Here is a 26,438-nt window from a genome sequence, read left to right as displayed (position 1 = left end):
TCTGCGGCTCAACCGGAAGCTTCATCCTGTGCCTCCCTGATGTATCGGCAGAAGAGGAAGCCGTCCTCTTCGAGCACCTGAGCGAGGGTCAGCGGCGTGCGCGATGCGACGCCGTCCAGTATGCGCGCGGCGTCACCGCCGATCAGCAGCGGGCTCACGGTCAGCGCCAGCTCGTCGACCAGGCCGGCGGCGGCCAGCTGCGCGTTCACCCGGGGGCCGCCCTCGCACAGGACGCGGCCGAGCCCCCGGTCGCGCAGCTCGCTCACGGCCGTCGCGAAATCCACCCGTTCGTCACCCGCGACGATCACCTCGGCCCTGCCCGCCGCCTCCTCGCGGCGCTCCTTCGGCGCCGACTCCGTCGTGATCACGATCGTCCGGGCGTACGGCTCGGCCTCGGTGAACAGCGGAGCGTCCAGGTCGAGGTCGAGGCGGCGGGTGACCACGGCGATGGGCGGCGCCTGGGGCCTGCCCTCCCGCAGCGCCCGCCACGACTCGCGCGGGCGGGCCGGGCGATATCCCTCCGTGCGGACGGTGGCGGCCCCGGCCAGCACGACGTCGGCCAGGCCGCGCAGCAGTCCGAAGATCCGCTTGTCGGCGCGGCCGGACAGGCCCTCCGAATGGCCGTCGGCCCACGCCGCGCCGTCGGCGCTGGCCACCATGTTGAGGCGCAGCCAGTGGTCGCGCGGGTAGGCGTAGGCGGCGGGGATGTCCGGCTCGACCTCGGCGTAGGGGTGGATGCGGCGCACGTCTCCTACAGTGGCACACCCCACCGACAAGGCCGCCCGCGACGCCCCGCCCTCCCTTCCGGCGGTCCGCTCTGCAGGGGCCGCCCGTCCGACTTCGGCGGTTCGTCTCATTCGCCGGACGGCTCGGCGCACCCGGTGGCATGATGATCAACAAACGGGGACGGGAGGCATAGGGCATGACCGAGTACGGCGAGGTACCACAGGGCGTCGATCCGAACACTCCGAGCATCGCGCGAATGTACGACTACTTCCTGGGAGGGAAGGACAACTTCAAGGCCGACCGCGAGGCCGCGAAGAAGATGATCTCCCTCGTGCCGAACGTGCGTGAGTTCGCCCGGGCCAACCGCGAGTTCCTCGGGCGCATCGTCCGGTTTCTCGCCCAGCAGGGGATCGACCAGTTCCTCGACGTCGGCGCCGGGCTGCCGACCCAGCAGAACGTGCATCAGGTCGCCCAGTCCGTGGCCCCGCAGGCCCGGGTCGCCTACGTGGACAACGACCCGATCGTGCTGGTTCACGGCCGCGCCCTGCTCGCCGACAGTCCCGGCACCATCGTCGTCCAGGGCGACATCAACGCCCCGGAGGCGATTCTCGACGACCCGGACCTGCGGGCGCACCTCGACCTGTCCCGGCCGATCGCCGTGCTGATGCTCTCGGTCCTCAATGTGGTGCCGGACGACGCCAAGGCGGAGGCCATCGTCGCGACGTTCCGCGCGGCCATGGCGCCCGGCAGCTATCTGGTCATCTCCCACGGCTACACCGGCCAGGTCGGCAGCCGGACCGACCGGGAGGTGCGGGAGGTGTACCGCCGGTCGAGCGCGGGGTCGTCCAAGCCGCGCGACCACGCGCAGATCGCCGCCTACTTCGACGGGCTGGAGCTGCTCGAACCCGGAATCGTGCCGGTGGCCGCCTGGCGGCCGGAGCAGGAATGGGAGGCCGAGGTCGACCTCAGCCGCCCGAACATCCTCGCCGCGGTCGGACGCGTCCCCTGAGCCGGTCCTTGCCGACACGGCGTGAAATTCGCGTCCCGGCGGCTTTCTCGTTCTAGTCTTTCCGCCCGTCGGACAGGCGTTGGATCCGGGCGAGATTCTGGGGGCGGAGATGCGCGGGCCGAGCAGGCGGGAAGTGCTGGCATCGGCGGTGTGGGGCACGGCGGCGATCGCGTTCGGGGTGCGCGGGACGGCGGCGTACGCGGACCCGCCCCGGCCGCCGGCCCGCCGGCGGGTCCGCGACATGAGCACGCAGCAGTGGGAGGCGTTCGTCCGGGCCGTGCGCGAGCTGAAGGCGCGGGGAACCTACGACGCGCTGGTCAAGGCCTACGCGGACGACTTCTCGGCCACCCACGCCAACGGCTTCTTCCTGCCCTGGCAGCGCCGATACCTCCTGGATTTCGAGCGGGAGCTTCAGCGCGTCGATCCGTCCGTGTCCGTACCCTACTGGGACTGGCCGCTCGACGGCCGGGCGCCGCAGCGCTCGGCGGTGCTGTCGAAGGCGTATTTCGGGGGAAACGGAAGCGCCACGCGTGATCAGGCCGTGCTCGACGGCGCGTTCGCCGGGTGGACCGCCAAAGTTCCGCGGGTCCATCCGCTCCGGCGTTCCTATGCCGACGGCGAGAAGATCCCCGCATGGGCCTCCTCCGAGCTCATCGCGAACATGCTGAAAAATCCGGATTTTCAGGTGTTCAACATGCAACTGGAGATCCATATGGGCGCGGTGCAGATGGGCATCGGGGGCGACCTGGCCCAGTCCGCCGCCCCGAACGACCCCCTGTTCTGGCCCGTCGCCTGCTTCGGCGACCTGCTGTGGCACCTGTGGCGCTCGCGCCATCCCGACGCCCCGGTCCGGTCGGCGTACGGGAACGTCACCGAGGAGAGCCGCCTGCCGCGGTACGGCGACACGGTCGCGGCCGTCCTGGACGTCGAGAGGCTGGGCTACCGCTATGACGACGTGTGGCCGCGGACGCGCTGAGCCGCGCGTGGCGGGCCCCGGCGGTGTGGCCCCGCCCTCGGACAGGGCAGGGCCACACGCGGGCCGGCCGCGGCAGGACCGCCGGCCGCGGCCGCGCGTCAGGCCCTGGTGGACGTCGTGGCGCGGGCCCGGCCGGTCGCCTGGCCGACGGTCTCCCGCTCCCTCTCCTGCCTCTCCTGCGCACGCGCGGTCCTGGACAGGTCGTCCAGCTCGTGCGCGGTCTCCTCGAACTCCTGCGCGGCCTCCCGGCTCATCCTGCTGACGAGCCTGCGACCACGGACGGCCATGTCCTCATACACCTCGCCGGCCTTGGCCAGGGCGTAGGGGCCGACGCCGGCGAGGGCGCAGAACGGCTTGGACATCGTGATCCTTTTGACCGGTGTTGTCACTTGGTCACTCTCCATACGTATCGGTCTAGCGAGTTTCCGCCTGGTCCAGCTCAGGGGAAAACGGCCCGCCTCCTCGTCGGACGCGCGGCCGGAGACCCGGTGTCAGGAAGGTGGCGTGCCGACGGACGCCATCCCGGACCTGATGTTGTCGGCGGCCTGCGCCGGGCTGATGTCCGCGGCCCTGGATGCCTTCTCCAGATCCGCCCAGGTGATGTGGTCGGGATTTCCGTGGTCGTCGTCAGGCTCGCCGCAGCCGCAGCTCAGGCACATCCGGTTGTCTCCCCCCGCTCGGTCTTGTGCAAGGCGGCCCCGCCCTCGGCAGCGGTACGAGGGCGGGGCTCTTGGGTGTTCCAGGTTCGTCCGTACGCGGTCTTGCCCGGGGATGAGCGCCCGCTCCCCCGTCGGCGAGCGCTCGCCAGGACCATCCCCGCACCCGTCTCCAGGGACACCGCGCGGTGGTGCAAGAGCCGATCAAGAGCGGAGACAGGCGGACAAAAACGTCGCGTCCGCGATCACCAAGCAACGGCCCGCGGCCCGGCGGAGCGCCTCGTGACGTGAGCGGATGTGGTCAGAGGCCGAACATCGGGCGGCACGCTGTCATCCCGTCGACTCTTGCCGCCCGCCCGTTCCGCTGCGCCCACTTCTGCCTGGTGAGCCGCAGACGATCGGAAACCACGGCCTCGTCGCCGCTGGCGCCGACCGAGATGCCGTCGTGCTCGTAGCCGAGTTTGCGGGACACGCCCTGAGAGGCGTGGTTGTCCTGGAACACCTCGGCAGGGAACCGCGGCAGGCCATGCGCGTGCCTGCGGGTCATTCGACGGCTTTCTCCCCGCCGGCCGGCCTGGCCTTGCTGGGCTGGACGCGCCTCGGCTCGCCGGGCATCTTCGGATAGTTCGGCGGATACGGCATGTCGCCCCGGTCGTCGGCGTCGTACCACTCCAGCAGCGTGCCGATGTCGTGGGCCCGGTCGTCGATCGCCCGCTGCACGTCGCCCAGCCTGGCGAACCGCTCCGGCATCGTCTTGAGGTCGAAGTCGCCCGGGTCGCAGCCGGCCAGCTCCTCCCACGTCACGGGGGCGGAGACCCTGCCGTCGGGCCGCGCCCGGACCGAGTAGGCGGCCACCACCGTGCGGTCGCGGGCGTTCTGGTTGTAGTCGATGAAGACCTTCTCCCCTCGCTCCTCCTTCCACCAGGCGCTCGTCGCGAGGTCCGAGCGCCGCTCGACCTCGCGGGCGAAGGCGATCGCGGCGTACCGCACCTCGGTGAAGGTCCAGCGGGGCTCGATGCGCACGTGCACGTGGATGCCGCGGCTGCCCGAGGTCTTGGGGAAGCCCGTCATGCCCAGCTCGTCGAGGATCTCCCTGGCCGTGAAGGCCACCGCGCGGGCCTGCTCGAACGAGGTGCCGGGCTGCGGGTCGATGTCGATGCGCAGCTCGTCGGGGTGGTCGAGGTCGCCGCGTCGGGCGTGCCACGGATGGAAGTCGATCGTGCCGAGGTTGGCGCACCACGCGACGGCCGCCACCTCCGTCGGGCAGAACGCGTCGGCGGTGCGCCCACTCGGGAAGCGCACGGTGACGGTCTCGATCCAGTCCGGATGCCGGGGCATCCGCTTCTGGTAGATCGCCTCCGTGCCGACGCCGTCGGGGTGCCGCTTGAGGTAGGTCGGCCGTTCCCGCAGGGCGCGCAGCACGCCGTCCCCCACGCTCACGTAGTACTCCACCAGATCGCGCTTGGTGGCGCCGATCTCCGGGAAGTAGACCTTGTCCGGATTGGTGACCTTGACCGTGCGGCCACCCACCTCTATCTCGATGTACGGCGAAGCCATGGACGTGACCCTACCCGGAGAAGGTGGTCCGTCCCGGGCTGCCGACGGCGGCCGGACCGGGCGCTCCCACGGCCGCGCTCTCGCGGCGCGGCTCGTGGTCGCGTACGGCGCGCTCGCGTTCGGACGGCGCCGCACGCGACGGGACGGACCACGACGGCCGCCCGCGGGCGGCCTTCTCTCGCCGTCCGGCGGCGTCCAGCACGGGTCGGGTGCTTGGCCGCCCTGACGGCGGTGCGGGCGACCACCGCCGCGCGGGTACGGCGATCAGCCCTCTCATCGGTGAAGACGCAGGAAGACCCGGGAAAGGATGCTTCGCACCGAGAACCCGTGCGGGGAAGATCTCAGGCGTCCGGGGAGTTCATGAGTTCGTAATCCCGCGAGGGGCCGACGAAGGCAGGGTGATACGCATGGAAAAGGTCATCAAGAGCGACGCCGAGTGGCGCGCGCAGCTGTCCCCCGAGGAGTACCGGGTGCTCCGGCAGGCGGGGACGGAGCGGCCGTTCAGCGGCGAGTACGTCGACACGAAGACCGTCGGCGTCTACTCCTGCCGCGCCTGCGGAACGGAGCTGTTCCGGTCGGAGACCAAGTTCGAGTCGCACTGCGGCTGGCCGTCGTTCTACGAACCGTCGGAGTCGGACGCCGTGACCCTGCACGAGGACGACTCGCTGGGGATGCGCCGTGTGGAGGTCCGCTGCGCCCGCTGCGACTCGCACCTCGGGCACGTGTTCCACGGCGAGGGCTATCCCACGCCGACCGACGACCGGTACTGCATCAACTCCGTCTGCCTGACCCTGCGGCCGGCCGAGTGAGGCTCACTTCGGCTTGGGGTAGGTGACCCGGCAGTCGTCGTCGTCCGGGCCGAGGACGTTGGCGAGGACGGGATTGCCGTTCTCGCCGAACCGGGACTGGACGAACACCACGGGGTTGGCCTCCCCCCGCTCGGCCAGATACTCCAGGCCGCGCTTGCACAGGGTGATCGCGGTCTTGGAGTTGTCGGCGTTCTCCGGCAGGTTCGTGTAGATGCGCAGGTAGCCGCCGGTGGTGCGGATGTCCTTGACCCGCTTGGCCGTCTTGTCGCTCCACCTGCTGCGGAAGTAGGCCTCCGCCTTCTTGTCGGTGTACTTCGACGGTCCCGACGCCTTCTCGGCCGCCTTCTTGTCCCGCTTGGCGTCCGCCTTCTTGTCGGCCTTCTTGCCGGTGTCGACGCTCGCGACGGTCAGCTCGCCGGCCGGGGAGGCCTGCGGCGCGGGCGCGGCGACCGCGCGCTCGGGGGCCGCCGCGTCCGAACGCGACAACGGCCAGGCGATCGCGACGGCTCCGACGGCGAAGGCGGCCACCCCGAGGGACACCTCGACGACGTGCGAACGGGCCCGCCTCTTGCGGCGGCGCCCCCTGGAACGTGCCAGCCCGCTTGCCACTCTGCCTCACATGAACGTCGATCCTTCGTCACAGTATGGCAAAGACTTCAGGCGGCCAAGACCGTTTCCACTGCTTCGTGCGAGATCCACCACAATGTCCCTTCTGAACGGTTCGTGGTCCCCGCCGTTCGGAGGGAGGGAGGGGCCGTCTGGAGGGAGGGAGGGTACGTGCCCGCCGTCGTGTCCTGGCTCGTGTTCGGGCTGGCCTGCGTCCTGGTCACGGCCGGCGGGGCGCTGGGCGGCGCCGACCCCGTGGACGCGGCGGTCGCGCTCGGCTTCACCCCGCTCGGCGCCTATCTGGTGGCCCGTCGCAAGGGCGGCGCCGTCGGTCCCTGCTCGCTCGTGACCGTGCTCGGCGCCGTCGCCTACTTCGCCGACTCCTACTCGGCACGGCCCGGCCTGCCGGGCGCTCGCTGGGCCGCCTGGGTGGGCACGTGGGCCTGGGCCCCCGCGCTGCTGACCGTGGGCGGCGTCCTGCTGCTGCTCGTGCCGGACGGCCGCCTGCCCGGGCGGGCCTGGCGGCCGGTGGCCGTGACAGGGGCGACCGCCACGACGGTGTTCACGGTCGTGGCCGCACTCGTGCCGGAGGGCGCGGACCGGCCGTTCCCGGTGGCCGCGCTCGCGCCGGTGCGCGACGCGCTGCCGGCGGTCGTCGTGATCCTCGCCGCGACCTCGCTCGCCTGCGCCGCCGGGCTCGTCGTCCGTACGGCGAGGGCGCAGGGCGAGGAGCGCACCCAGCTGCTGTGGATCTGCCTCGGCGCCGCCGCGTTCGTGGCGGGGGTCTTCCTGCCGGCCGTCACCCGGCTGCCCGCCGCCGGCGTGCCGTTCATCCTGGCCCTGCCGGCCTGCGTCGGGGTGGCGATGCTCCGCCACGACCTGTACGCGACCGGCCCGTGGCTGCGCCGCGTGCTGACCCTGGGGCTGCTGGCGGGGGCGCTGGCCCTGCTGTACTTCACGGTCGACGGGCTCACCGGGGCGCACGTCGCCGCAGCGGTGGCGGTGGCGGTCGCGGTCGAGCCGCTGCACCGCTGGCTGCGCCGGGCCTCCGGCCGCATCCTGTACGGCGGCGGGCCCGACCCCGAGGCCGTCCACGCCCGGCTGGGCGCCCGGCTGGCCGCGACCTCGGATCCGGGGGAGATCCTGGCCGCCGTCGCCGACGCCGTGGCCGAGGCGACCCGGGCCCTCTACGTACGGGCCGAACTGGGCGCGCCCGGCGAGCCGCTGAAGGTCGTGGAGCGGGGCACGCACGCTCCGCTCGGCGTGTCGGTGCCGCTGCGCTTCCAGGACGAGGTCCTCGGCGCCCTGGGGTCCTCGGAAGGCGACGCACGGGCGCTCGCCCCGCTCGCTTCCCACGCCGGGGCCGCGCTCGCCGCCGCCCACCGCGCCGCGGCGCTGCAGCGTTCGCGGGCGCTGCTGGTCACGGCGAGGGAGGAGGAACGGCGGCGGATCAGCAGGGACCTGCACGACGGGCTGGGCGCCTTCCTCGCGGGCATCGGCTTCACGGTGGACGCGGCGGGCAACGCGCTGAAGGCCGACCCCGAGCGGGCCCGCGGCCTGCTGACCCAGATCAGGACCCAGGTGGCCGAGGCGGGCGCGGGCGTACGCCGCCTGGTGCGGGGGCTGCGGCCGCCGGAGCTGGCGCAGCTCGGCCTGGCCGGCGCCGTCGAGCACACCGCGGCGACGCTGGGCGACGGCGAGGTGGAGATCGAGATCGCGGCCGGGGACGTGAGCGGCCTGCCGGCCGCCGTGGAGGTCACCGCCTATCTGGTGGCCCGCGAGGCGATGACCAACGCGGTGCGTCACGGCGCGCCCCGCCGCTGCGCGGTGCGGCTGGGCCGGGCCGGGGACGGTTTCGAGCTGAGCGTGTGCGACGACGGACGGGGACTCGGGCCGGAGGCCGTCCCGGGAGTCGGGCTGACCTCCATGCGGGAGCGGGTGGAGGAACTGGACGGAACGCTGACGATCGGAGCCGCCGCGGGCGGCGGAACGGTGGTGACCGCGTGGATTCCCCTGTGATCGGGCATGTGATCAGGCTGCTCGTCGTCGACGACCATCCGGTGGTCCGCGACGGCCTCGGGGCGCTGATGTCGACCGTGGAGGGCATCGAGGTCGTCGCGGTGGCCGAGGACGGCCTCCGGGCGCTCGCCGCCGTCCGCGAACACTCCCCCGACGTCGTGCTGATGGACATCGCGATGCCGGGCATGGACGGCATCGAGGCGACCCGGCGCCTGTCGGCGGGACCCCGCCCGCCCAGCGTGATCATGCTCACGATGTCGGACGACGACCTGTCGCTGCTGGCGGCCGTCCGCGCGGGTGCGAGGGGTTACCTGCTCAAGAACGCCGCCCAGGACGACGTGATCGCGGCGGTGCGGGCGGCGGCCCGGGGGCAGGCCGTCTTCGGGACCGGCGCGGCCGAGGCCGTGATCAAGCTGCTGCACGCACCGCCCCGCGTGTCCCCGCGGCCGTTCCCCGCGCTCACCGACCGGGAGTACGAGATCCTCGAACTCGTCGCCCTGGGCCTGGGCAACCAGGCGATCGGGGCGCGTCTGGGCGTCAGCCCGAAGACCGTGGCCAACGCGGTCTCCGGTGTGCTGGTCAAGCTCGGCGTGCGCGACCGGGCCGAGGCGGTCGCCGCCGCCCGCTCGGCGGGGCTCGCGCCGGGCTGAGCCCGGCCCCCGCGGCTCGGGAGGCGTTCCCGGGCCGACGGGAACATCGGCTCCTGCCTTCGGGATCGGCGCGGTCCGAACCTGGACGGGTAACGACAGCCCATCCCGGAGGAGATCCTCATGGACGCCACCACATCGCCACGCCCGGCCCGCCAGGACGGGCCGCAGGGCCGGGACGAGCCGGACGGCGCGGCGGTCACGGCCGCCGCGCCCGGCCGGATCGCCGCGCTCGCCGCCGCTCCCGTCATCGCCGCCGCGGTGGCGCTGGCGCTCGGGGTGACGCAGATCCTGCACACGCAGACGGTGCCGTTCGCCTCCGTGGGCGACTACGTCTGCGAGGGCGCGTACGCCCTCCACCTGACGGCGGCGGTCGCCGCCGTCCTGGCCCTGCGCCGCGTCGGCCGCCCGGCGCCGGGCTGGGGGCGGATCGGCGACGCCGGGGCGCTGCTGTACGGCCTCGGCCACGCGGTCGTGGCGGTCCCGGTGACCGCCACCTTCGTCCTCGCCACGAACCCGCCGGACCCGCTCGGCGCGCTGTACGCGCCGGGGATCGTGCTGTGGCTGGCCGGCCTGGTCCCGCTGGCGATCGCGGTCTTCCGCTCGGCGCCGGTTCCCCGCGCGGTCGCCGTCGTCCTCCCGGCGACGCTGCCGCTGGCGATGGCGCTCGGCGCGGCGGGCCCCCTCGTCGAGGCCCTCACCTGGGGCGTCCTGGCGTTCGCGATCGTCAGGGCAGCGCGGCGACGAGTTCGCTGACCGGCTTGCGGGTGCCCGTGTAGAAGGGGATCTCGATCCTGGTGTGCCGCCTCGCCTCGGCTCCGCGCAGGTGGCGCATCAGGTCGACGATGCGGTGCAGCTCGTCGGCTTCGAAGGCCAGCATCCACTCGTAGTCGTTGAGCGCGAAGCAGGCGACCGTGTTCGACCGCACATCGGGGTAGTCACGGGCCATCTTCCCGTGCTCGGCGAGCATCCTGCGGCGCTCGGAGTCCTCCAGCAGGTACCACTCCAGGGACCGTACGAAGGGGTAGACGCACACGAAGCCCTTGGGCTCCTCGTCGGCGAGGAAGGCCGGGATGTGGGACTTGTTGAACTCGGCCGGGCGGTGCAGGGCCATGGCCGACCAGACCGGCTCGCTCGCGCGCCCGAGGGCGGTGCGGCGGAAGCGGGTGTAGGTCTCCTGCAGGTCCTCGGCCGAGGGGGCGTGCCACCAGAACATGAAGTCGGCGTCGGCGCGGAACCCGGCCACGTCGTAGCAGCCGCGGGTCGTCACGTCCTTGCCCGCCGCCTGCGCGAGCAGTTCCTCGACCTCGCCGGCCACGCCCTCGCGGGCGGCGGGAAGCTGGTCGCGCAGCCGGAAGACCGACCACATGGTGTAGCGGATGACCAGGTTGAGATCGCGTGCCTTGGGGCGCGGGGCGGGCTCCGTCATGCCTCCATTCTGCCGGTACGGCGCGGTGGTCCGGCCGCCGGGTACCGCCGCTCGGGCGGACCGGCGGCCGGTGGCCGCGCCCGGTCAGGCGTCCTGGGCCGGTGCCGCGTCCCGGGTCTCCCGCAGGTGCTCGAGGACGAGTTCGGCGGCGGTGCGGGCGCTGGCGACGCAGGCCGGGATGCCCACACCGTCGTAGGCGGCACCGCAGACGGCGAGACCGGGCTGCCCGGCGATCGCGGCGCGCACGCGGGCGATCCGGTCGAGGTGGCCCACGTCGTACTGCGGGAGCGCGCCACCCCAGCGGGTCACGCGGGTGTCCAGCGGCAGACCCCGCACGCCCATGATCTCGGCCATCTCGTTCGTCGCGAGGGCCGTCAGCTCGGCGTCGTCGCGCTGGAGCACGAGCTCCTCGCCCAGGCGGCCGACCGAGCACCGCACGATGACGACGTCGCGGTCGGCCTCGGCCAGGTGGGGCCATTTGACGCTGCTGAACGTCGCGGCCTTGACCGGCCTGCCCTCGACCGGCGGCACGAGGTAGCCGCTGCCCTCCGGCTGCTCGGGGAAGGCGGTCCTGGGGTAGGCGAGGGTGACGATCGCCATGCTGGCGTACTCGATGCCGGCCAGTTCCGCCGCCGCCTTCGGCACCTCGCGCCGCAGCAGGCGGGAGGCGGGCCGCGCGGGGACCGCCAGGACGACGGCGTCGGCGTCGATCACCTCTTCGTCCCGGGTGGGACCGGCGATCAGCCGCCAGCCGTCCGGCGTACGGATCAGCTCGCGCACGGTGACACCGGTGCGTATCTGCGCGCCCGACTCCTTGGCCACCGCGGCGGGCAGGGCGCCCAGGCCGCTCCTGAGCGTGGTGAAGACCGGCCCGGCGTTCGCGGGGGCCTCCGCGGCGATGCTCCTGGCCGCCTGCAGCAGCGACCGCTCGGTGCGGGCGACGGCGGCGATCCGCGGCATGGTGGCGTCCAGCGACAGCGTGTCGGCCCGGCCCGCGTACACGCCGCCGAGCAACGGCTCGACCAGCCGGTCGACGACCTCGCTCCCCATCCGGGCCCGGATGTACGCCGCCACGGAGACGTCGCCGGTCACGAGCGTGGGCGGCAGGAACTGGTCGAGGGGCACCCGGGCGAGCCCGGCCGGCGACAGGACGCCCGAGCGCGCGAGGGCGACCACGTCCGAGGGGACGCCCATCACCTGCTGCCGGGGCAGCGGGCGCAGCGACCCGCGCGACAGGACGGAGGCCCGGGTCGTGCCGGGGTCCACCAGGTCGTCGCCGAGCCCGGCGAGCCGGGCCAGTTCCTTGCCCTCGGGCCGCCGCGCGAGCATCGACTCGGCGCCCGCGTCGACCTCGATCCCCGCCACCTGTGAGGCGTACAGCTTGCCGCCGGTCCTCGGCGCCGCCTCCAGCACGGTGATCCGCAGGCCGGCGTCGGCCCGGTTCAGGTGCAGCGCCGCGGCCAGACCCGCGATGCCCCCGCCGACGACGACCACATGGCGACCCGCAATCCCGTCCATGGGGCAAAGCTACCGGCCCGTAGCCGCGGGTTCCGAACCGGCGCGGGGCGTGTCCGCCGCAATACCGGAAGCCGGGCCCCCACTGCACGAACACAGATAGTCACGTACCGGAACATTGACCCGCAAAGCCGCCCGGAAGGCAAGATTCTCAGAAACTTTTCACCTATAGGGCAAAAAGTAAGGGTGTGCTGTAATAAAGTTGATGCCGTAAGAGCAGAAGTAGAGTCACTTCTGGCACGCACCCCCGATTCCCCGATGCGAAGAGCGGCGTGAAGCGAATGACGGCTCGCCCCGAGAACCCGCACCAGGCGCGGCTCCTGCGCCTCCTGCGTCAGGACGGCGCGCGTTCGCGCGCCGAACTCGGCGAGGTGGCCCGTCTGTCGCCGTCGAGGCTCGCCCTCGAACTCGACCGGCTCGGCAAACTGGAGCTCCTGGAATCCGGCGGACTCGCGGCCTCGCGGGGCGGCCGCAGGTCGGGCATCGTACGGATTGCGTCGCACCTGCGTTTCGTCGGCATCGACATCGGCGCCACGTCCATCGACGTGGGGGTGACCAACGGCGAGCTGGAGGTGCTCGGCCACCTGTCGAAGCCGGCGGACGTGCGGGACGGCCCCGAGGCGGTGCTGGAGCAGGCCCTCGATCTCGTCGGCAAACTGCGGACCGGCGAGACGACCGAGATCCACGGTGTCGGGATCGGAGTTCCCGGTCCGGTGAGCTTTCTCGAAAGGACACCGGTCTCGCCCCCGATCATGCCGGGCTGGGACCGCTTCCCCGTGCGGGAGACGCTGAGCCGGGAGTTCGGCTGCCCGGTGCTCGTGGACAACGACGTGAACATCATGGCGCTCGGCGAGCTGCACGCGGGGCTCGCCAGGTCCGTCGGCGACTTCCTGCTCGTGAAGATCGGCACCGGCATCGGCTGCGGCATCGTGGTCGACGGCGAGATCTACCGCGGGGTCACCGGCAGCGCCGGCGACATCGGCCACATCCGGGTGTCCGACGACGGTCCCCTGTGCACCTGCGGCAACACCGGCTGCCTGGAGGCGTACTTCGGCGGCGCGGCGCTGGCCCGCGACGCCCTGGCCGCGGCGGAGTCGGGCGACTCCCCCTTCCTCGCGGAACGGCTCACCCATGAGGGCGCGCTGACCGCGGAGGACGTCGCCGCGGCGGCGGCCTCGGGCGACGCCGCCGCCGTCCGGATGGTCCGCGAGGGCGGCCGGCACATGGGCATGGTGCTCGCGTCGCTCGTGAGCTTCTTCAACCCCGGCCTGGTGATCATCGGAGGCGGCGTCGCCGGCCTGGGTCACGCGCTGCTCGCGGAGATCCGCAGCGTCGTCTACCAGCGCTCGCTGCCGCTGGCGACCGGCAACCTGCCCATCGTCTTGTCCGAACTCGGCGACGCGGCCGGGATCATCGGCGCGACCCGGCTCATCAGCGACCACGTCTTCTCCGCCGAGTGAGCCGCGGGCGTCCGAGGAGCCCCGCCGCACGCGACGGCCGCCGCCCCGTGGGGGCGGCGGCCGTTTTCACGCTCGGCCTTCGTACGGCTCAGCGCTTCAGAAGCTGGGTGAGCAGGCCCTTGACCTCGGTCGCGGCGTACGCGTCCTTGTCGAAGGGGCCCAGCAGCACCGGCCCGTCCGCCGCCGCGTCGGGCAGGCGGCCGTGGCTGCCGCGCACCGGCGCCGGGTCCAGCGGCACCACCGACATCTTGTAGCGCATGCCCGCCTTCTTGCGGGCCAGCGCCGCGCCCGCGCGCAGCTTCACCAGCGGGTCGTTGGGATCCATGAACAGCTCCGCCGGGTCGTAGCCGGGCTTGCGGTGGATCTCCACGAGCTTCGCGAAGTCGGGCGCCCGGTCGTCCGAGAGCCAGTAGTAGTAGGTGAACCAGGCGTCCGGGTCCGCCACGGCGACGAGGTCGCCGGCCCGCTCGTGGTCGAGGCCGTACTTCGCCTTGCCCTCTTGGCCCAGCACCTCGTCCACACCCGGCAGTTCGGCGACGATGTCGCGTACGCGGGGCAGGTCGGCGGTGTCGTTCACGTAGACGTGGGCGACCTGGTGGTCGGCGACCGCGAAGGCCCGTGAGGCCCAGGGGTCGAGATACTCCATGCCGTCCTGCGTGTAGACCTCCAGCAGCCCGGCCCTGCGCAGCGCGCGGTTGACGTCGACCGGGCGTGAGGCGTTGGTGATGCCGTACTCCGACAGCACGACGACGGTGGCGTCCTCCCGCAGCAGCGGCGCGAGCGCGGCGTCGACCTCCCGGGCCGCCGCGACGGCCTGCGGCGCGTCGGGCCCGAAACGCTGCAGGTCGTAGTCGAGGTGCGGGATGTAGACCATGAGCAGGTCGGGCCGCTCCTTGGCGAGGATGCGGCGGGCGGCCGCGATGATCCACTTGGAGGAGGCGATGCTCGCCGTCGGTCCCCAGTAGGTGAACAGCGGGAACTCGCCCAGCGCGCCCACCAGGTCGTCGTGCAGCGACGGCGGCCGGGTGTAGCAGTCGGGCTCCTTGCGCCCGTCGGCGTAGTAGATCGGGCGCGGGGTGACGATGAAGTCGCTGGAGCCGCCCATGGCGTACCACCAGCAGACGTTGGCCGTGCGGATCCCGGGCACCGCGTCCCACAGCTGCTCGCCCTGGATCAGCCGGTTGTGCTGCCGCCACAGGAAGACCTCGCCCAGGTCACGGAAGTACCACCCGTTGCCGACGATGCCGTGGTCACGCGGCATCGATCCGGTCAGCAGCGTGGCCTGCACGGAACAGGTCACCGCCGGCAGCACGGGCGTCAGGGACGCGGCGGCCCCCACTTTGGCCACGTTCGGCATGTGCGCCAGTAGGCGCGGGGTCAGGCCGACGACGTTCACGACGACGACGGGCGCCATCAGATCTCCTTAAGTCCGAGGGCGGCGAGCCGCCGCCGGGTCCAGTCGAGCTCGGCCGCGATGCCCTCGGCGATGTCCACCGGCCCGGGCAGCACGCTCCAGGTGTAGGTCTCGACCTCGAGGTGCCGGGTGAGGGGCGCGTCCGGGGAGGCCAAGAGACGTTCCAGCAGGTCCTCCAGGTACGCGGTGGTCGTGGTGAGCGGCGGCGGGGCCGCGGCGTGCAGCGGCATGTGGAAGTGCGTGCGCCACGGCAGGTCCCCCGGAAGCCCCCCGGCCAGCGCCTCGGGCAGGTCGTCGGTGTAGCCCGCCGCGCAGCGCGTCTGGTGGAGGTACCGCTCCTCCTCGTACGCCGCCAGTGCCGCCTGGCCGCCCGGCGGCGCCTCGACCGCGGCCGACACCTGGAGCTTCACGATCGGCAGCCCCAGGGCGGCGGCGTCGGCGGGCTCCTCCAGACCGACGGCGAGGTGACAGGCGTCCAGGCAGACGCCGAGGTGCTCGGGATCGGCGCCGGCCAGCAGCGTGACGGCCTGCGGGGTGGTCTCCACGATGCAGCCCGGTTCCGGCTCGAAGCCGACGCGGATCGTCTTGCCGGTGCGTTCCGCCAGCGCCCGCAGGCCCCGGGTGAGCGCGCCCAGGTTCGCGTCGACGGCGGCGGCCTTGTCCGGCGTCCACTCCGTGCGCCAGGCGAGGGGCAGCGTCGAGATCGAGCCCTCGGTCACGTCGTCCGGCAGCAGCACCGCGAGGATCTCTGCCAGGTCGAGGGTGTAGGCGAGCCGTTCCGGCTCGGCCCAGTCGGGCCGGTACACCCGGAGCTTGACGACCTGGTCGTGGAAGCCCTGGTAGGGGAAGCCGTTGAGGGTGACGACCTCCAGCCCCAGCTCGTCGAGCCGGGCGCGCAGCCGCGCCAGTTCCGCGGGGTCGGCCCGCAGCGCCCGCGCCGCGCGGGACGACAGCCACAGCCCGAGGCCGAGCACCGGCGCGCCGGTCAGCGCCCGCACCCGGGCGGCGACCCCGGACAGCTGTTCGTGGATCCCGGCGAGGTCCTCGGCGGGATGGACGTTGGTGCAGTACGCCAGGTGGACGACGGAGCCTGAGGGATGGAGCAGGCGCATGGTCAGCGCGTCCCGCGCAGGATCGTGTTGCCCTGGTAGTCGCCGCCCGACTCGACGTCGTCCAGGTGCAGGCGCCCGCTCTGGCCGTAGAAGGCGACCGGGTTCTGCCACAGCACCCTGTCGACGTCCTCGTCGGTGAACCCGGCGGCCAGCATGGCCTCGCCGACCTCGCGGGTCTTCAGCACGTCGCTGCGCCCCCAGTCGGCGGCGGAGTTCACGATCATCCGCTCGGTGCCGTACTCCTTGAGGATCGCCACCATCCGGTCCGGATCCATCTTGGTGTCGGGGTAGATCGAGAAGCCCGCCCAGCAGCCGGCGTCGCGGACCATGGCGACGGTCAGCTCGTTGAGGTGGTCGACGAGAACCTTGCCCGGGTCCATGCCCTTGACCACGTCGAGCGTGCGCCGGGTGCCGGCCGCCTTGTCACGGTGCGGCGTGTGCACCAGCACCGGCAGGCCGTGCTCCTCGGCGAGCGCGAGCTGCGCCTCGAAGACGCGGTCCTCCTCCGGCGTCACCGAGTCGTACCCCACCTCGCCGACCGCGACCACGGAGTCCTTCAGCAGGTAGCGGGGCAGCTCGTCCAGCACGCCCTGGCAGCGCGGGTCGTTGGCCTCCTTGGGGTTGAGCGCGAGCGTGCAGAAGTGGCGGATGCCGTACTGCGCGGCGCGGTAGGGCTCCCAGCCGAGCAGCGCGTCGAAGTAGTCGAGGAAGCTCCCGACGTTCGTGCGCGGCTGGCCGAGCCAGAAGGCGGGCTCCACGATGGCACGGACCCCTGCGGCGTACATGCGCTCGTAGTCGTCCGTCGTGCGGGACGTCATGTGGATGTGGGGGTCGAAAATCCTCATCGGAATCAGAGCCTCTCGAGAACGTCGGGGGGAACGGGACGCCCGGCCGCGCGGCGCTCGGCGGCGAAGTCGGCCAGCATACGCCGCAGCTCCTCGTCGAAGCGCCGGCCGAGGCCCTCGACCGACGCGAGCGGGACGGACATGAAGACGCACTTGAGCACGCCCTGCCGGAAGGCGTGGTCGTCCAGCCAGGCCGAGCCGTACGGGCCGAGCGCGGCGGCGACCAGCCGGGTGTCGTTGGTCCGCAGCGCGTCGTGGACGAGCGGGAGAGCGGCCGGACCGAGGTCGAGCTGCGGAAGCGTCTCCAGGATCTCCAGCCGCTCCCCCGCGTCGCCCTGCCAGTAGAGCCTCGTGATGGCCGCCGCCGGGTCCTGGGCCGCCTTTGTGAGCGTTCTCAGCAGCTCGGCACGGGCACCGGGACCGCCCTCCCGCGCGGCCCGCGGGAACAGCGCGTAGACGCTCTCCGGGTCGCGCTCAACGTCCGCTACGGCCCGCGCCAGCCAGGTCATGTGCCCTCCTCAGGAATTCGATCGACCTTCTCGCCACATCGGGCGCCGCGTGACTGTGCCTGGCCAGCTCGACGGCGACCAGGCCGGTGAAGCCGCCGAGCGCGGCGAGCACGGGCGGGAAGTCGATCTCGCCCTCGCCGAACTCGAGGTGTTCGTGCACGCCCCGCCGCATGTCCTCGATCTGCACGTGCACCAGGTGCGGCAGCGCCCGCTCGACGCATTCGGGCACGTCGTACGGCTCGAGGCAGCGGCAGTGTCCGATGTCGAGGGTGAGGCCGAACCTCGGGTGCCCGCCGAGCAGGCCGCGCAGCCGTTCGTATCCGGCGAGGTCCGCCACGAGCATCCCCGGCTCGGGCTCGAACCCGAGCGTGACGCCCGCCCTGTCCGCCTCGCCGAGCAGGCGCTCGCAGTGCCGTACGAGCCGGTCCCACGCCTCGGCCTCGGGCACCTCGGGGGGCCGGATGCCGCTCCACAGGTGCACCACGGGAGCGCCGAGGTCGGCCGCGATCCGCATCGCCCCGCGGATGAAGTCCACCCGCGCCTCGGCCTCGTCGTGCAGCAGGGTCGGGAAGTGCTTGCGCCGGGGGTCGAGCGTGTACCTGCCGCCCGTCTCCACGGCGAGGGCCAGGCCGAGCCGCCCCGCCAGCGCCGCGATCCGCCCGACCTCCGCCGGAGAGGCGCCGGGCATGAGGTGCCCGTGGTCGAGCGTGACCGCCGCACCGGTGTAACCGAGGTCGGCGAGCACCTCCAGCGTCTGATCGAGCGGATGATCGCGGAAGCCGTTGGTGCAGTAGGCCCATATCACGACGTGGCCACCTTCGCCGACAGCCAGCGGCCGGCCGGCAACGCGGCCAGCAGCGCCGCCGCCTGGGCGAGCCTGCCCCGTCCGGCCACCCCCGCCGCCTGCAGCGGGATCAGGCCGAGGATGCTCATCCGCACCGCCTGCCGCACGTGCTGGGGGTCGGGGTCGGTGCACAGCGCCACCTGGGCCCGCCCGGCCGTGGCGAGGTACCCGGCGACCAGCCCGGCGGCGCCGAGGCGCGCCGCGGTCCCGCCTCCGCGGCAGGCGACGGCGGCCAGCGCCGCGGACGCGCCGGTGGCGGCCATCGCGCCGACGATCGTCGGAGGGTCGGCGCCGTCGACCTCGGCCCGGCCGAGCAGGGTGATGCCGTACGTGTGCGCGCCGACGGCCAGGGCCATGGGGGCCGCGGCCCGGGTGCCCGGGCCCGCGCCGAGCAGGACGTCGAACACGCGGCAGGCCGCCATCGCGGCCGGACCCGCCGGCGTGTGCTTGAGCTTCAGGTCGTAGGCCCACACGGAACCCGCGAGCAGGCCCGCGATCGCGAGCCCGCGCCGGCCGCCGAAGATCCCGGCGGCGGCCACCCCGGCGCCGGTCAGCGCGGCGGCGACCCCGAGCGCCCCCGCCGGGCTGATCCGGCCGGAGGGGATGGGCCGCTCCGGCCGCTCCACCGCGTCGAGCTCACGGTCGGACCAGTCGTTCAGCGCCATGCCGGCCCAGTAGAGCAGGACCGACGCGGCGGCGAGGCCGGGCCGGGCCGATCGCCCGGCCGCCGCCGCACCGGCGAGCGTGTCCCCGGGAACCGACAGCGCCGCGGGCGCGCGGACCAGCTCCAGCCAGGCTCTCACGGCCGTTCACCCGTCAGGGTCTGTGCGAACTCCACCAGCCGGGCGTACTGGGTGGGCAGGTCGTGCCCGGCGCCGCCCAGCGGGTCCTTGAAGAAGTAGCCGAGCTCGGGAAGCACGCCGCCGTGCCCGGCCTCGTGGGCCCGCGCGACGATGCGCACGAGGTCGAGGACGAGCGGGGCGGCCAGCGTCGAGTCACACCCCTGCCAGGTGAACTGCATGGTCATCCGCACGCCGAGGAAACCCTCGAACGTGATGTGGTCCCAGGCGGTCTTCCACTCGCCGAGGTCGGCCACGTAGTCGATGTGCGTCAGGCCCTCGACGTCCTCGCCCACGATCGCGGGGACGGCGCGCGCCTTGCTCGCCGACTTGCTCTCCCGGGCCGCGGGATCGGCCAGCGTGGCGCCGTCGCCGCCGCCGAGGAGGTTGAGCCCCGACCACGAGCGGACCCGCAGCGCGCGGCCGGCGAACATCGGCGCGAGCGCGCTCTTGACCAGCGTCTCGCCGGTCTTGCCGTCACGTCCGGCGTACGGCACGCCGTTGCGCCGCGCCAGCTCGTCGAGGGCGGGCGGGGTGGGGCCCGACGAGGGCGTGAAGGCCACGTAGCCGCAACCGGCCTGGAAGGCCGCGTACGCGTAGAGGGAGCTGGCGGGCAGGACGTCCTGCCCGGACGCGAGCGCCTCCTCCAGGTCGGCGAGCCGGGCGTACGGCACCTCCGCCGGGGGCTCGGTCGACGACACGTCCACCACGACGACCCGGGACAGGCCGTGCCGCTCCCGGAAGCCGGTGATGTCGGCGGCCAGCCGCCGCGCGGCCTCCGCCTGGCTCTCCTCTCCGGGGACGTAGCCGTGCCTGATCTCCGCGTCCGCCGCGTCGAGGTCGGCTGCGAGCAGGGTTGTCAGGACGGGAGGCAGCACGCCCGCCTGGGCGAGCAGCTCGGCCCTCTTGCGCAAGGGGACCGCGGCCACGTCATGACCGCCGAACACCAGGTCACGCAAGGAGACGAATCCCCCGGGGAAACCCGGGGCCTCGATGACGCAGCCGGTGGGCGGGGCCGCTCCCGCGCGGACCGCTGCCGCCCCGACCACAGCCGTGGTCGCGACGGACCCTCGCGCGCCGACCAGCCAGACACCGATGGGCACTGTAACTCTCCCGTCAACTCGGGTATGAAGGATGACCCGGAACATTCGGATAGTAAGAGGGATCTTTCGTCACTGACAAGAAAAAGTCCCCCGAGAGTTATGGAAAGTTCATCCACCTGCGTGGGAACGGTGCAACCAGGCCCGGTTGCCCACCCCCTCCCGGCCCGAGCAATGGAGATCGGGGGCGCCCCACGCCGCCGCGGATCCTGGCGAGTCGCCGACTTTGTCCTCTACAAAGACAAAGTTCAAAAGATCATGGCGAAACTTCTTCCCAGAAGAGTAAAAGTGTCGTAACTTGCTCGCCAAGTACTCCGCACAGTAACGAGGGGTCGGAGTGAGGCGAACGACAGCACCCGGGCAGCCCACCCCGTGGGTCCCCCGCCACGGGAGCGGCTCATCACGCCTGACCCTCTCGTCCGCTCCGGGGAGTCACCAGCGGCTCGGCCGCGTCATCGGGGGAACAAGGTTCTTCACGCAGATGGAGTTGGCACGACGATGAGTGCGTACGAAGAAGAGATGGAGACGGCCGGCACCCTCGGCCGCAGGCTGGGGCTCAGCCGCCGCCAGCTGCTCGCGGCCACGACCGGCATGGCGGCGGCCGCCGCCGTGGCGGCCGCCGGCCCGATGAAGTCGGTCGCGCATGCGGCCCCCGCGGGCAACGGCCCGAACGGCGTTCTGGTTCCGCCGCCGCGGCGCGGCATCATCCTCTACACGGTCCGCGACGCCATCTCCCGTGACCCGCAGTCCAGCAACCTCCCCTCCGGCTTCCGCGCCGTGTTCGAGGAGCTCGCCCGCATCGGCTACGCCCAGGTGGAGTTCGCCGGCTACAGCCAGCACCGCAACGCCGAGGGCGGCGCCAGCCTGGAGAGCGTCGAGGGCGCCAAGCTGCTGCGCGGCTGGCTGGACGACAACGGCCTGGTCGCCCAGGGCAACCACGGCTTCATCCCCGGCTCCTGGCCGCTGAACCAGGCCGACCTGGACCGGTTCAAGCTCCACCTCGAGATCGCCAACATCCTCGGCATGGCCCACGTGGGCACCGGCAGCGACCCGACCGGCAGCGCCTACAAGGCCGACTGGGACGTCGCCGCCGAGAAGTGGAACGCGCTCGGCGAGATCGCCACCGCCGCGGGCCTCAAGCTGTACACGCACAACCACGACGTGGCCTACAGCTTCCTGCTCGACAGCGGCCCGCTCGACGCGCAGGGCCGGCCCACCCGTTCCTCCGGCATCCGCCGCCTCGAGTACTTCCTCCAGATCACCGACCCCAAGCACGTCTGGCTCGAGATGGACATCTTCTGGGCCCACGTCGCGCAGTACAAGCACAAGACCTTCACCGCTCCCGACGGGTCGACCCAGACGCAGGTCTTCAACCCGCTCGGCGTCGTGCAGGCCCAGACCAAGCGGTTCCCGCTGTTCCACGCCAAGGACGGCAAGATCAACACCGGCACGGCCAACGGCTACGACATGGTTCCGTTCGGCACCGGCGACATCGACTACGCGGCGTTCCTGCGCGGCGTGGGCGCCAAGGGCTACCACAACCCGATGTACGAGCAGGACAACGCCCCCGGCAACGCGTCGAACCCGGGCCAGTCCCTCCAGTACGCGGACCTGAGCTACCGGAACATGTCCGCTCTGCGCGGCTGACGACTTCGACGAGTACGGCGGACCGCCACGCGTTCGACCCGTTCCACCGGCACGCGGCGGCCCGCCTTCCCCCTGTCACCCCCCGGAAGAAGAGGCGCAGCAGACTTGAAGCGTACTCGCATACTGGGCGGCGTTCTCGCCGCCGCCTTGACGCTCCCGTTCGCGGCGGCGCTCACCGCCGCACCGGCGCAGGCGCACGACGACCCCCTGCACTGGGAGAACTACGAGAAGGTCACCCTCACCAAGGACGTCGGCGAGCCGATCGACATGGCGATCCTGCCGGACGGCCGCGTCCTGCACACCGCCCGCAACGGCGACGTCCGGATGACCGACCCCGCCAGCGGCGTGACGAAGATCATCAACAGGATCGACGTCTACAACAACTCCGAAGACGGCCTGCAGACGATCGGCATCGACCCCGACTTCGCCGACAACAAGTGGGTTTACGTCTACTACGCGCCCCGTAAGATGACCGGGCCGTACCCGGCGGAGACCCCCGCGGGCTCGGCGCCCAACTCCCTGCCGGCCGGCGCGGACGAGTCGTACTGGAACCAGTGGAAGGGCTACAACCAGCTCTCCCGGTTCAAGTGGGACGGCGACAAGCTCGACCTGTCCACCGAGCAGGTCATCATCAAGGTCGAGACCAACCGCGGGCAGTGCTGCCACGTCGCCGGTGACTTCGACTGGGACGACGAGGGCAACCTCTACCTGGCCACCGGTGACAACACCCCGGCCAGCACCCCCGGCGCGAACGGCATGGCGCCCAACAACGACGCCCCCGGCATGAACCCGGGCTTCGACGACCGCCGCGGCGCGGGCAACACCAACGACCTGCGCGGCAAGATCCTGCGGATCACGGTGCAGGAGGACGGCTCCTACACGGTCCCGGACGGGAACCTGTTCGCCAAGGGCACCGCCAAGACCCGGCCCGAGATCTTCGTGATGGGCGTGCGGAACCCGTTCCGCATGGACGTCGACGGGAAGACCGGCACGCTGTCGTGGGGCGACTACGGACCGGACGCCGGCGCCGCCGACCCCAACCGCGGTCCCATGGGTCTCGTCGAGTGGAACGTCACCCCGCTGAACAAGCCGATGAACGGCGGCTGGCCGTACTGCACGGGCGACAACTTCAACTACAACAACTGGGACTACGCGACCTCCAAGCCGCGTGACTGGTTCGACTGCGCGGCGGGGGCGAAGAACACCTCGCGGTGGAACACCGGCCTCGACACGGTGCCGCCGGCGACCCCGGCCGACCTGTACTACGGCGACCGCGCGAGCGACCAGCCGGCGGAGTGGTCCGGGCTGACCGAGTTCGACCCGGTGCAGAACGGGCAGGCCCCGATGGGCGGCCCGGTCTACCACTTCGACCCGGCCAACCCGTCGCCGACGAAGTTCCCCGAATACTGGGACAACAAGTTCTTCTTCGGCGAGTTCTCCCAGGACTACCTGGCCGCGTTCACCGTGTCCGGCTCGGACGGCCCGGTGACCAAGCTTGAGCACTTCCTGCCGAACGCCGAGCTGACCAAGATGGCGATGCCCATCACGGACAACCCGATGGACCTCGAGTTCGGCCCCGACGGCGCGCTGTACGTGCTCGAGTACGGCGACGGCTTCTTCCGGGCCAACCCCGACTCGGGTCTGTACCGCATCGACTACTCGCCCGGCAACAAGGCCCCGCAGGCGAAGATCACCACGGACAAGACCTCGGGCAGCGACGCGCCGCTCACCGTCGAGTTCAGCGGCGCCAAGTCCACCGACTCCGAGGCCGGCGACCTGACCTACGAGTGGGACTTCGACGGCAACGGCACCTTCGACGCCAAGGGCGTGACGGCGAGCCACACCTACGACAAGCTCGGGCAGTACACCGCCCGGCTCCGCGTCACCGACGCGGGCGGCAGGTTCGGCCTCGCCACCGCCGAGATCACCGTGGGCAACACCGCCCCCAAGGTGAGTATCCAGACCCCCGGCGACGGCTCCTTCATCGACTGGGGCAACGCGGTGCCGTTCACGGTCAAGGTGACCGACCAGGAGGACGGCGACAACCCGACCTGCAGCCGGGTCGCGTGGACCTTCGGCCTCGGCCACGACACGCACGCCCACCCGATCACCACCGGCACGGGCTGCACCGTCACCTGGGCGACCCCCGCGGACGCCCCCGAGCACGGCGAGACCGAGAACATCTTCGGCGTCGTCGTGGTCAGCTACCGCGACAACGGCGCCAACGGCATTCCCGGTGCCACCGGTGACGCGACCCTGGTCCTCAACCCCAAGCTCATGGAGGCCGAGCACGGGGACGACAGCAAGGGCGTCACCAAGACCCAGGACGAGACGGCCTCCGGCCTCAACAAGGTCACCTCGTTCGACGCCGGCGACCACATCGGCTACGACCCGGTGAATCTCGCCGGGATCACCTCGGTGAAGACCAAGGCCAGTGGCGCGGGCACCCTGTCGCTGCGGTGGAACTCGCCGACCGCCGCCCCGTTCGCGACCGTCGCGATCCCGGCCGGCTCCGGCTGGCAGACGGTGACGACCGAGCTGAAGAACGCCCCCACGGGCAGCGGCAAGCTCTATGTCACCTCGACCGGCGGTGTGGAGGTGGACGCGTTCACCTTCGTGGGTGACGGCGCCGCCGACAAGACCCCGCCGACCGTGACCGCCACCCTGAACCCGGCCCAGCCGAACGGTGAGAACGGCTGGTACACCGGCAACGTGACGCTGACGGTCGCCGCGACCGACAACGGCACGGTCGCGAGCCGGCAGTACTCGGTCAACGGCGGCAGCACCTGGTCGAACGCCAACAACCCGGTGACCCTGAGCACCGAGGGCACCACCGAGGTCCGCTACCGCGCGACCGACAGCGGCGGCAACGTCTCGCAGATCGGCACCGTCACGGTGAAGATCGACAAGACCGCGCCCGAGCTGACCGTCAGCGGTGTCGAATCCGGCGAGCACGGCGACTCGGCCTCGATCACGCCGGTCTTCACCGCGACCGACGCGGGCTCCGGAGTGGCGAGCGTGACGGGCGCCGTCGGCGACCTGCAGGTCAAGTCCGGCGAGGCGCTCCCCCTGTGGAAGCTGCCGCTCGGCGAGAACGAGCTGGTCGTGACCGCCAAGGACAAGGCCGGCCAGGTCACGAAGAAGTCGGTGACCTTCACGGTCACGACCTCCTTCGAGGACATGAAGGCCCTCCTCACCGCCTTCCGGAGCGCCGGCACGGTGACCGGGGACGGCGACGTCCTGACCGCGCAGCTCGACCAGGCGGCCAAGCAGGCCGGCATGGGCAAGAAGGACAACGCGATCAAGGCCCTGGAGCGGTTCGCCGGATTCGCCGGCGACGCCAAGCGGGTGACCGACAAGGCCGCGGGCGACGCGCTCATCCGCGACGCGCAGGCGCTGATCAAGCAGCTGCGCGGCTGACGGGCGGCTGACAAAGACGTCCCGTGGGTCCGGCCCGGCCCGGCCGGACCCACGGGACCCCACCTCCGGAAACCCTCTCACCACCCGAATCTCTCTGAACCCTCGCACCCCCCGAAACAGAGGCGCCGGCGACCATGGCGGCATCGTGATGCCATCGTGATCGCCGGCGTCGAACTGTCCCTACCGGTGAACCGATGTAAAGGACATGAGGCGAATCCGGTACGGAGCGGCGGCCCTGGCGGCCGTCGCTTTCCTGTTGACGGGCTGCGGCGGCGGGGATGACTCGGCCGGCGGGACGGCCTACGCCCCCGCGGCGCCGGCCGCGGACGCCCCCACGGCGGTGGCCGAGAATGAGATCAGGGAGCAGGCTTCCGCCGCGGGCGGCGCAAGCGGCGCGCAGGACAAGGCCAGGATCGAACCGGCCGACCGCGCGATCGTCTACCAGGCCGAGCTCACCGTCGAGGCCGCGGACGTCCCGGCCGCGGCCGACCGTGCGAAGGCGATCGTGACGGGCGCGGGCGGGTACGTCGCCGAGGAGCGCAGCTCGTCCGTCTCGGGCGGCGACCGGTCGACCATCGCGTTCAAGGTGCCCCCGGCGCGCTACGCCGACGTGCTGGCCCAGCTCGGGCGCGATCTCGGGAAACGCAAGTCGATGCGGCAGAACGCGCAGGACGTCACCGAGGAGGTCGCCGACGTCGCCAGCCGCGTGAAGTCGGCGGAGGCCGCGCTCGGGCAGTTCCGCACGCTGCTGTCGAAGGCGAACAAGATCGGCGAAATCCTGGAGATCGAACGGGAGATCTCCAACCGGGAGGCCGACCTGGAGTCGCTGCAGGCCAGGCAGAAGGCCCTGGCGGCGCAGACCGGCATGGCCACCGTGACGCTCACCCTGGCGTCCCCGCCGAAGTCCTCCACCCGGCCCAGCGAGGACGACGACGAGTCCGGCTTCCTCAGCGGGCTGCGGACCGGGTGGAAGACCCTCACCGCGTCGACCGTGGTGGCGCTGACCGTGCTGGGCGCGCTGCTGCCCTGGATCGTCGTGGCCGGGGTGGTGTGGCTGGCCGTCCGGGCCGTCCTGCGCCGTAGACGCCGCCGTGCCGCCCCGCCGGCCGGTCCCGTGCCCCCCGGTCCCGTGCCCCCCGGATATGGGCCTCCCGGATATGGGCCCGCCTCCCCCGCGCAGCCGCGCTTCGCCTCGCCGGATCCGGCCCCCCGTGAGGACCGGCCCGAGAACCAGGACGAGGACCGGGACGAGGACCGGGACGAGGACCGGGCGTCGGAGCACACCCGGGGGTAGGGCCC

General features: G+C 72.3%; 26 protein-coding genes. 10 read left to right on the top strand and 16 right to left on the bottom strand.

Annotation, left to right across the window (positions count from 1 at the left end; translation table 11 throughout):
• Positions 1 to 8 precede the first annotated feature (8 nt).
• A complete protein-coding gene (locus tag AB0O28_RS10915; protein WP_363638697.1) occupies positions 9 to 746 on the bottom strand; it encodes a pyrimidine reductase family protein in 738 nt (245 codons plus the stop codon).
• A gap of 176 nt (positions 747 to 922) precedes the next feature.
• Between AB0O28_RS10915 and AB0O28_RS10910 the strand changes: the two genes are divergently transcribed.
• Complete coding sequence (locus tag AB0O28_RS10910; RefSeq protein WP_363638695.1) at positions 923 to 1,735, top strand: SAM-dependent methyltransferase; 813 nt, start codon at positions 923 to 925, stop codon at positions 1,733 to 1,735.
• Positions 1,736 to 1,868: 133 nt separating this feature from the next.
• Positions 1,869 to 2,711, top strand: coding sequence for a tyrosinase family protein (locus tag AB0O28_RS10905; RefSeq protein ID WP_363638693.1), 843 nt, complete (start codon positions 1,869 to 1,871; stop codon positions 2,709 to 2,711).
• 98 nt (positions 2,712 to 2,809) lie between these two features.
• Here AB0O28_RS10905 and AB0O28_RS10900 read toward each other — a convergent pair whose 3' ends face one another.
• The 5 genes from AB0O28_RS10900 to AB0O28_RS10880 form a co-directional block, all read right to left on the bottom strand.
• Entirely contained in the window at positions 2,810 to 3,073 is a 264-nt protein-coding gene (locus AB0O28_RS10900) for a hypothetical protein (RefSeq protein ID WP_363638691.1), read from the bottom strand.
• Positions 3,074 to 3,202: 129 nt separating this feature from the next.
• Complete coding sequence (locus tag AB0O28_RS10895; protein WP_363638689.1) at positions 3,203 to 3,370, bottom strand: hypothetical protein; 168 nt, start codon at positions 3,368 to 3,370, stop codon at positions 3,203 to 3,205.
• Between the two features lie 298 nt (positions 3,371 to 3,668).
• On the bottom strand, positions 3,669 to 3,914 hold the full coding sequence (locus AB0O28_RS10890) for a GNAT family protein (protein ID WP_363638687.1): 246 nt from the start codon (positions 3,912 to 3,914) through the stop codon (positions 3,669 to 3,671).
• Complete coding sequence (ligD, locus tag AB0O28_RS10885; RefSeq protein ID WP_363638685.1) at positions 3,911 to 4,924, bottom strand: non-homologous end-joining DNA ligase; 1,014 nt, start codon at positions 4,922 to 4,924, stop codon at positions 3,911 to 3,913. Before ligD ends, AB0O28_RS10890 begins: the two co-directional genes overlap by 4 nt.
• A gap of 10 nt (positions 4,925 to 4,934) precedes the next feature.
• On the bottom strand, positions 4,935 to 5,126 hold the full coding sequence (locus AB0O28_RS10880; protein ID WP_363638683.1) for a hypothetical protein: 192 nt from the start codon (positions 5,124 to 5,126) through the stop codon (positions 4,935 to 4,937).
• Positions 5,127 to 5,331: 205 nt separating this feature from the next.
• On the opposite strand from AB0O28_RS10880, the gene msrB reads away from it, so the two are divergent.
• Complete coding sequence (gene msrB, locus AB0O28_RS10875; RefSeq protein ID WP_363638681.1) at positions 5,332 to 5,733, top strand: peptide-methionine (R)-S-oxide reductase MsrB; 402 nt, start codon at positions 5,332 to 5,334, stop codon at positions 5,731 to 5,733.
• Positions 5,734 to 5,736: 3 nt separating this feature from the next.
• On the opposite strand, the gene AB0O28_RS10870 is transcribed toward msrB, so the two are convergent.
• Positions 5,737 to 6,342, bottom strand: a complete 606-nt coding sequence (locus AB0O28_RS10870; RefSeq protein ID WP_363638679.1) for a hypothetical protein — start codon at positions 6,340 to 6,342, stop codon at positions 5,737 to 5,739.
• Between the two features lie 168 nt (positions 6,343 to 6,510).
• On the opposite strand from AB0O28_RS10870, the gene AB0O28_RS10865 reads away from it, so the two are divergent.
• The 3 genes from AB0O28_RS10865 to AB0O28_RS10855 all read left to right on the top strand — a co-directional run bounded on the left by AB0O28_RS10865 (position 6,511) and on the right by AB0O28_RS10855 (position 9,761).
• Positions 6,511 to 8,358, top strand: coding sequence for a sensor histidine kinase (locus AB0O28_RS10865; protein WP_363638677.1), 1,848 nt, complete (start codon positions 6,511 to 6,513; stop codon positions 8,356 to 8,358).
• Positions 8,343 to 9,008: a response regulator transcription factor gene (locus tag AB0O28_RS10860; protein ID WP_363638675.1), complete on the top strand. Its 666-nt coding sequence runs from the start codon at positions 8,343 to 8,345 to the stop codon at positions 9,006 to 9,008. The genes AB0O28_RS10865 and AB0O28_RS10860 overlap by 16 nt, the downstream gene beginning before the upstream one ends.
• Before the next feature lie 120 nt (positions 9,009 to 9,128).
• Positions 9,129 to 9,761, top strand: a complete 633-nt coding sequence (locus AB0O28_RS10855) for a hypothetical protein (protein ID WP_363638673.1) — start codon at positions 9,129 to 9,131, stop codon at positions 9,759 to 9,761.
• On the opposite strand, the gene hemQ is transcribed toward AB0O28_RS10855, so the two are convergent.
• Entirely contained in the window at positions 9,733 to 10,434 is a 702-nt protein-coding gene (gene hemQ, locus AB0O28_RS10850) for a hydrogen peroxide-dependent heme synthase (protein WP_363638671.1), read from the bottom strand. The two genes, AB0O28_RS10855 and hemQ, sit on opposite strands and share 29 nt — an antisense overlap.
• A gap of 84 nt (positions 10,435 to 10,518) precedes the next feature.
• Entirely contained in the window at positions 10,519 to 11,952 is a 1,434-nt protein-coding gene (hemG, locus tag AB0O28_RS10845) for a protoporphyrinogen oxidase (protein ID WP_363638669.1), read from the bottom strand.
• Positions 11,953 to 12,230: 278 nt separating this feature from the next.
• On the opposite strand from hemG, the gene AB0O28_RS10840 reads away from it, so the two are divergent.
• The gene (locus AB0O28_RS10840) at positions 12,231 to 13,409 is read left to right on the top strand and encodes an ROK family protein (protein ID WP_363638667.1); all 1,179 of its coding nucleotides are present in this window, start codon (positions 12,231 to 12,233) and stop codon (positions 13,407 to 13,409) included.
• Positions 13,410 to 13,497: 88 nt separating this feature from the next.
• Here the strand turns inward: AB0O28_RS10840 and AB0O28_RS10835 are convergent, their stop codons facing one another.
• The 7 genes from AB0O28_RS10835 to AB0O28_RS10805 are packed head-to-tail and all read right to left on the bottom strand — an operon-like array spanning position 13,498 to position 20,075.
• On the bottom strand, positions 13,498 to 14,823 hold the full coding sequence (locus AB0O28_RS10835; protein ID WP_363638665.1) for a nucleotide pyrophosphatase/phosphodiesterase family protein: 1,326 nt from the start codon (positions 14,821 to 14,823) through the stop codon (positions 13,498 to 13,500).
• Positions 14,823 to 15,935, bottom strand: a complete 1,113-nt coding sequence (eboE, locus tag AB0O28_RS10830; RefSeq protein WP_363638663.1) for a metabolite traffic protein EboE — start codon at positions 15,933 to 15,935, stop codon at positions 14,823 to 14,825. The genes AB0O28_RS10835 and eboE overlap by 1 nt, the downstream gene beginning before the upstream one ends.
• A 2-nt stretch (positions 15,936 to 15,937) precedes the next feature.
• On the bottom strand, positions 15,938 to 16,780 hold the full coding sequence (locus AB0O28_RS10825) for a TatD family hydrolase (protein WP_363638661.1): 843 nt from the start codon (positions 16,778 to 16,780) through the stop codon (positions 15,938 to 15,940).
• 5 nt (positions 16,781 to 16,785) lie between these two features.
• Positions 16,786 to 17,289 carry an EboA domain-containing protein gene (locus AB0O28_RS10820; RefSeq protein WP_363638659.1) on the bottom strand — a complete coding sequence of 168 codons (504 nt, stop codon included), beginning with the start codon at positions 17,287 to 17,289 and terminating at the stop codon, positions 16,786 to 16,788.
• On the bottom strand, positions 17,255 to 18,094 hold the full coding sequence (locus AB0O28_RS10815) for a sugar phosphate isomerase/epimerase family protein (protein WP_363638657.1): 840 nt from the start codon (positions 18,092 to 18,094) through the stop codon (positions 17,255 to 17,257). Before AB0O28_RS10815 ends, AB0O28_RS10820 begins: the two co-directional genes overlap by 35 nt.
• The gene (locus tag AB0O28_RS10810) at positions 18,091 to 18,936 is read right to left on the bottom strand and encodes an SCO3242 family prenyltransferase (protein ID WP_363638655.1); all 846 of its coding nucleotides are present in this window, start codon (positions 18,934 to 18,936) and stop codon (positions 18,091 to 18,093) included. The genes AB0O28_RS10815 and AB0O28_RS10810 overlap by 4 nt, the downstream gene beginning before the upstream one ends.
• Complete coding sequence (locus AB0O28_RS10805; protein ID WP_363638653.1) at positions 18,933 to 20,075, bottom strand: inositol-3-phosphate synthase; 1,143 nt, start codon at positions 20,073 to 20,075, stop codon at positions 18,933 to 18,935. Before AB0O28_RS10805 ends, AB0O28_RS10810 begins: the two co-directional genes overlap by 4 nt.
• 495 nt (positions 20,076 to 20,570) lie before the next feature.
• Between AB0O28_RS10805 and AB0O28_RS10800 the strand changes: the two genes are divergently transcribed.
• The 3 genes from AB0O28_RS10800 (at position 20,571) to AB0O28_RS10790 (ending at position 26,433) form a co-directional block, all read left to right on the top strand.
• Entirely contained in the window at positions 20,571 to 21,719 is a 1,149-nt protein-coding gene (locus tag AB0O28_RS10800; RefSeq protein ID WP_363638651.1) for a sugar phosphate isomerase/epimerase family protein, read from the top strand.
• Between the two features lie 105 nt (positions 21,720 to 21,824).
• Complete coding sequence (locus AB0O28_RS10795) at positions 21,825 to 25,139, top strand: PQQ-dependent sugar dehydrogenase (protein ID WP_363638649.1); 3,315 nt, start codon at positions 21,825 to 21,827, stop codon at positions 25,137 to 25,139.
• A gap of 205 nt (positions 25,140 to 25,344) precedes the next feature.
• Positions 25,345 to 26,433 (top strand): DUF4349 domain-containing protein, encoded by a 1,089-nt coding sequence (locus tag AB0O28_RS10790; RefSeq protein WP_363638647.1) that lies wholly within the window; start codon positions 25,345 to 25,347, stop codon positions 26,431 to 26,433.
• Positions 26,434 to 26,438: the final 5 nt, after the last annotated feature.

This window comes from Microbispora sp. NPDC088329 (genome assembly GCF_040685655.1).
Lineage (GTDB): Bacteria > Actinomycetota > Actinomycetes > Streptosporangiales > Streptosporangiaceae > Microbispora.
The sequence above is the reverse complement of the archived record's forward strand: the minus strand, read 5'-3'. Positions and strand labels throughout refer to the sequence as shown.

Coding starts and splice junctions, on each gene's coding strand:
- AB0O28_RS10910 (WP_363638695.1), top strand. CDS start 923: ATGACCGAGTACGGCGAGGTACCACAGGGCGTCGATCCGAACACTCCG.
- AB0O28_RS10900 (WP_363638691.1), bottom strand. CDS start 3,073: ATGTCCAAGCCGTTCTGCGCCCTCGCCGGCGTCGGCCCCTACGCCCTG.
- AB0O28_RS10895 (WP_363638689.1), bottom strand. CDS start 3,370: ATGTGCCTGAGCTGCGGCTGCGGCGAGCCTGACGACGACCACGGAAAT.
- AB0O28_RS10890 (WP_363638687.1), bottom strand. CDS start 3,914: ATGACCCGCAGGCACGCGCATGGCCTGCCGCGGTTCCCTGCCGAGGTG.
- ligD (WP_363638685.1), bottom strand. CDS start 4,924: ATGGCTTCGCCGTACATCGAGATAGAGGTGGGTGGCCGCACGGTCAAG.
- msrB (WP_363638681.1), top strand. CDS start 5,332: ATGGAAAAGGTCATCAAGAGCGACGCCGAGTGGCGCGCGCAGCTGTCC.
- AB0O28_RS10855 (WP_363638673.1), top strand. CDS start 9,129: ATGGACGCCACCACATCGCCACGCCCGGCCCGCCAGGACGGGCCGCAG.
- hemQ (WP_363638671.1), bottom strand. CDS start 10,434: ATGACGGAGCCCGCCCCGCGCCCCAAGGCACGCGATCTCAACCTGGTC.
- hemG (WP_363638669.1), bottom strand. CDS start 11,952: ATGGACGGGATTGCGGGTCGCCATGTGGTCGTCGTCGGCGGGGGCATC.
- AB0O28_RS10840 (WP_363638667.1), top strand. CDS start 12,231: ATGACGGCTCGCCCCGAGAACCCGCACCAGGCGCGGCTCCTGCGCCTC.
- AB0O28_RS10835 (WP_363638665.1), bottom strand. CDS start 14,823: ATGGCGCCCGTCGTCGTCGTGAACGTCGTCGGCCTGACCCCGCGCCTA.
- eboE (WP_363638663.1), bottom strand. CDS start 15,935: ATGCGCCTGCTCCATCCCTCAGGCTCCGTCGTCCACCTGGCGTACTGC.
- AB0O28_RS10825 (WP_363638661.1), bottom strand. CDS start 16,780: ATGAGGATTTTCGACCCCCACATCCACATGACGTCCCGCACGACGGAC.
- AB0O28_RS10820 (WP_363638659.1), bottom strand. CDS start 17,289: ATGACCTGGCTGGCGCGGGCCGTAGCGGACGTTGAGCGCGACCCGGAG.
- AB0O28_RS10800 (WP_363638651.1), top strand. CDS start 20,571: ATGAGTGCGTACGAAGAAGAGATGGAGACGGCCGGCACCCTCGGCCGC.
- AB0O28_RS10790 (WP_363638647.1), top strand. CDS start 25,345: ATGAGGCGAATCCGGTACGGAGCGGCGGCCCTGGCGGCCGTCGCTTTC.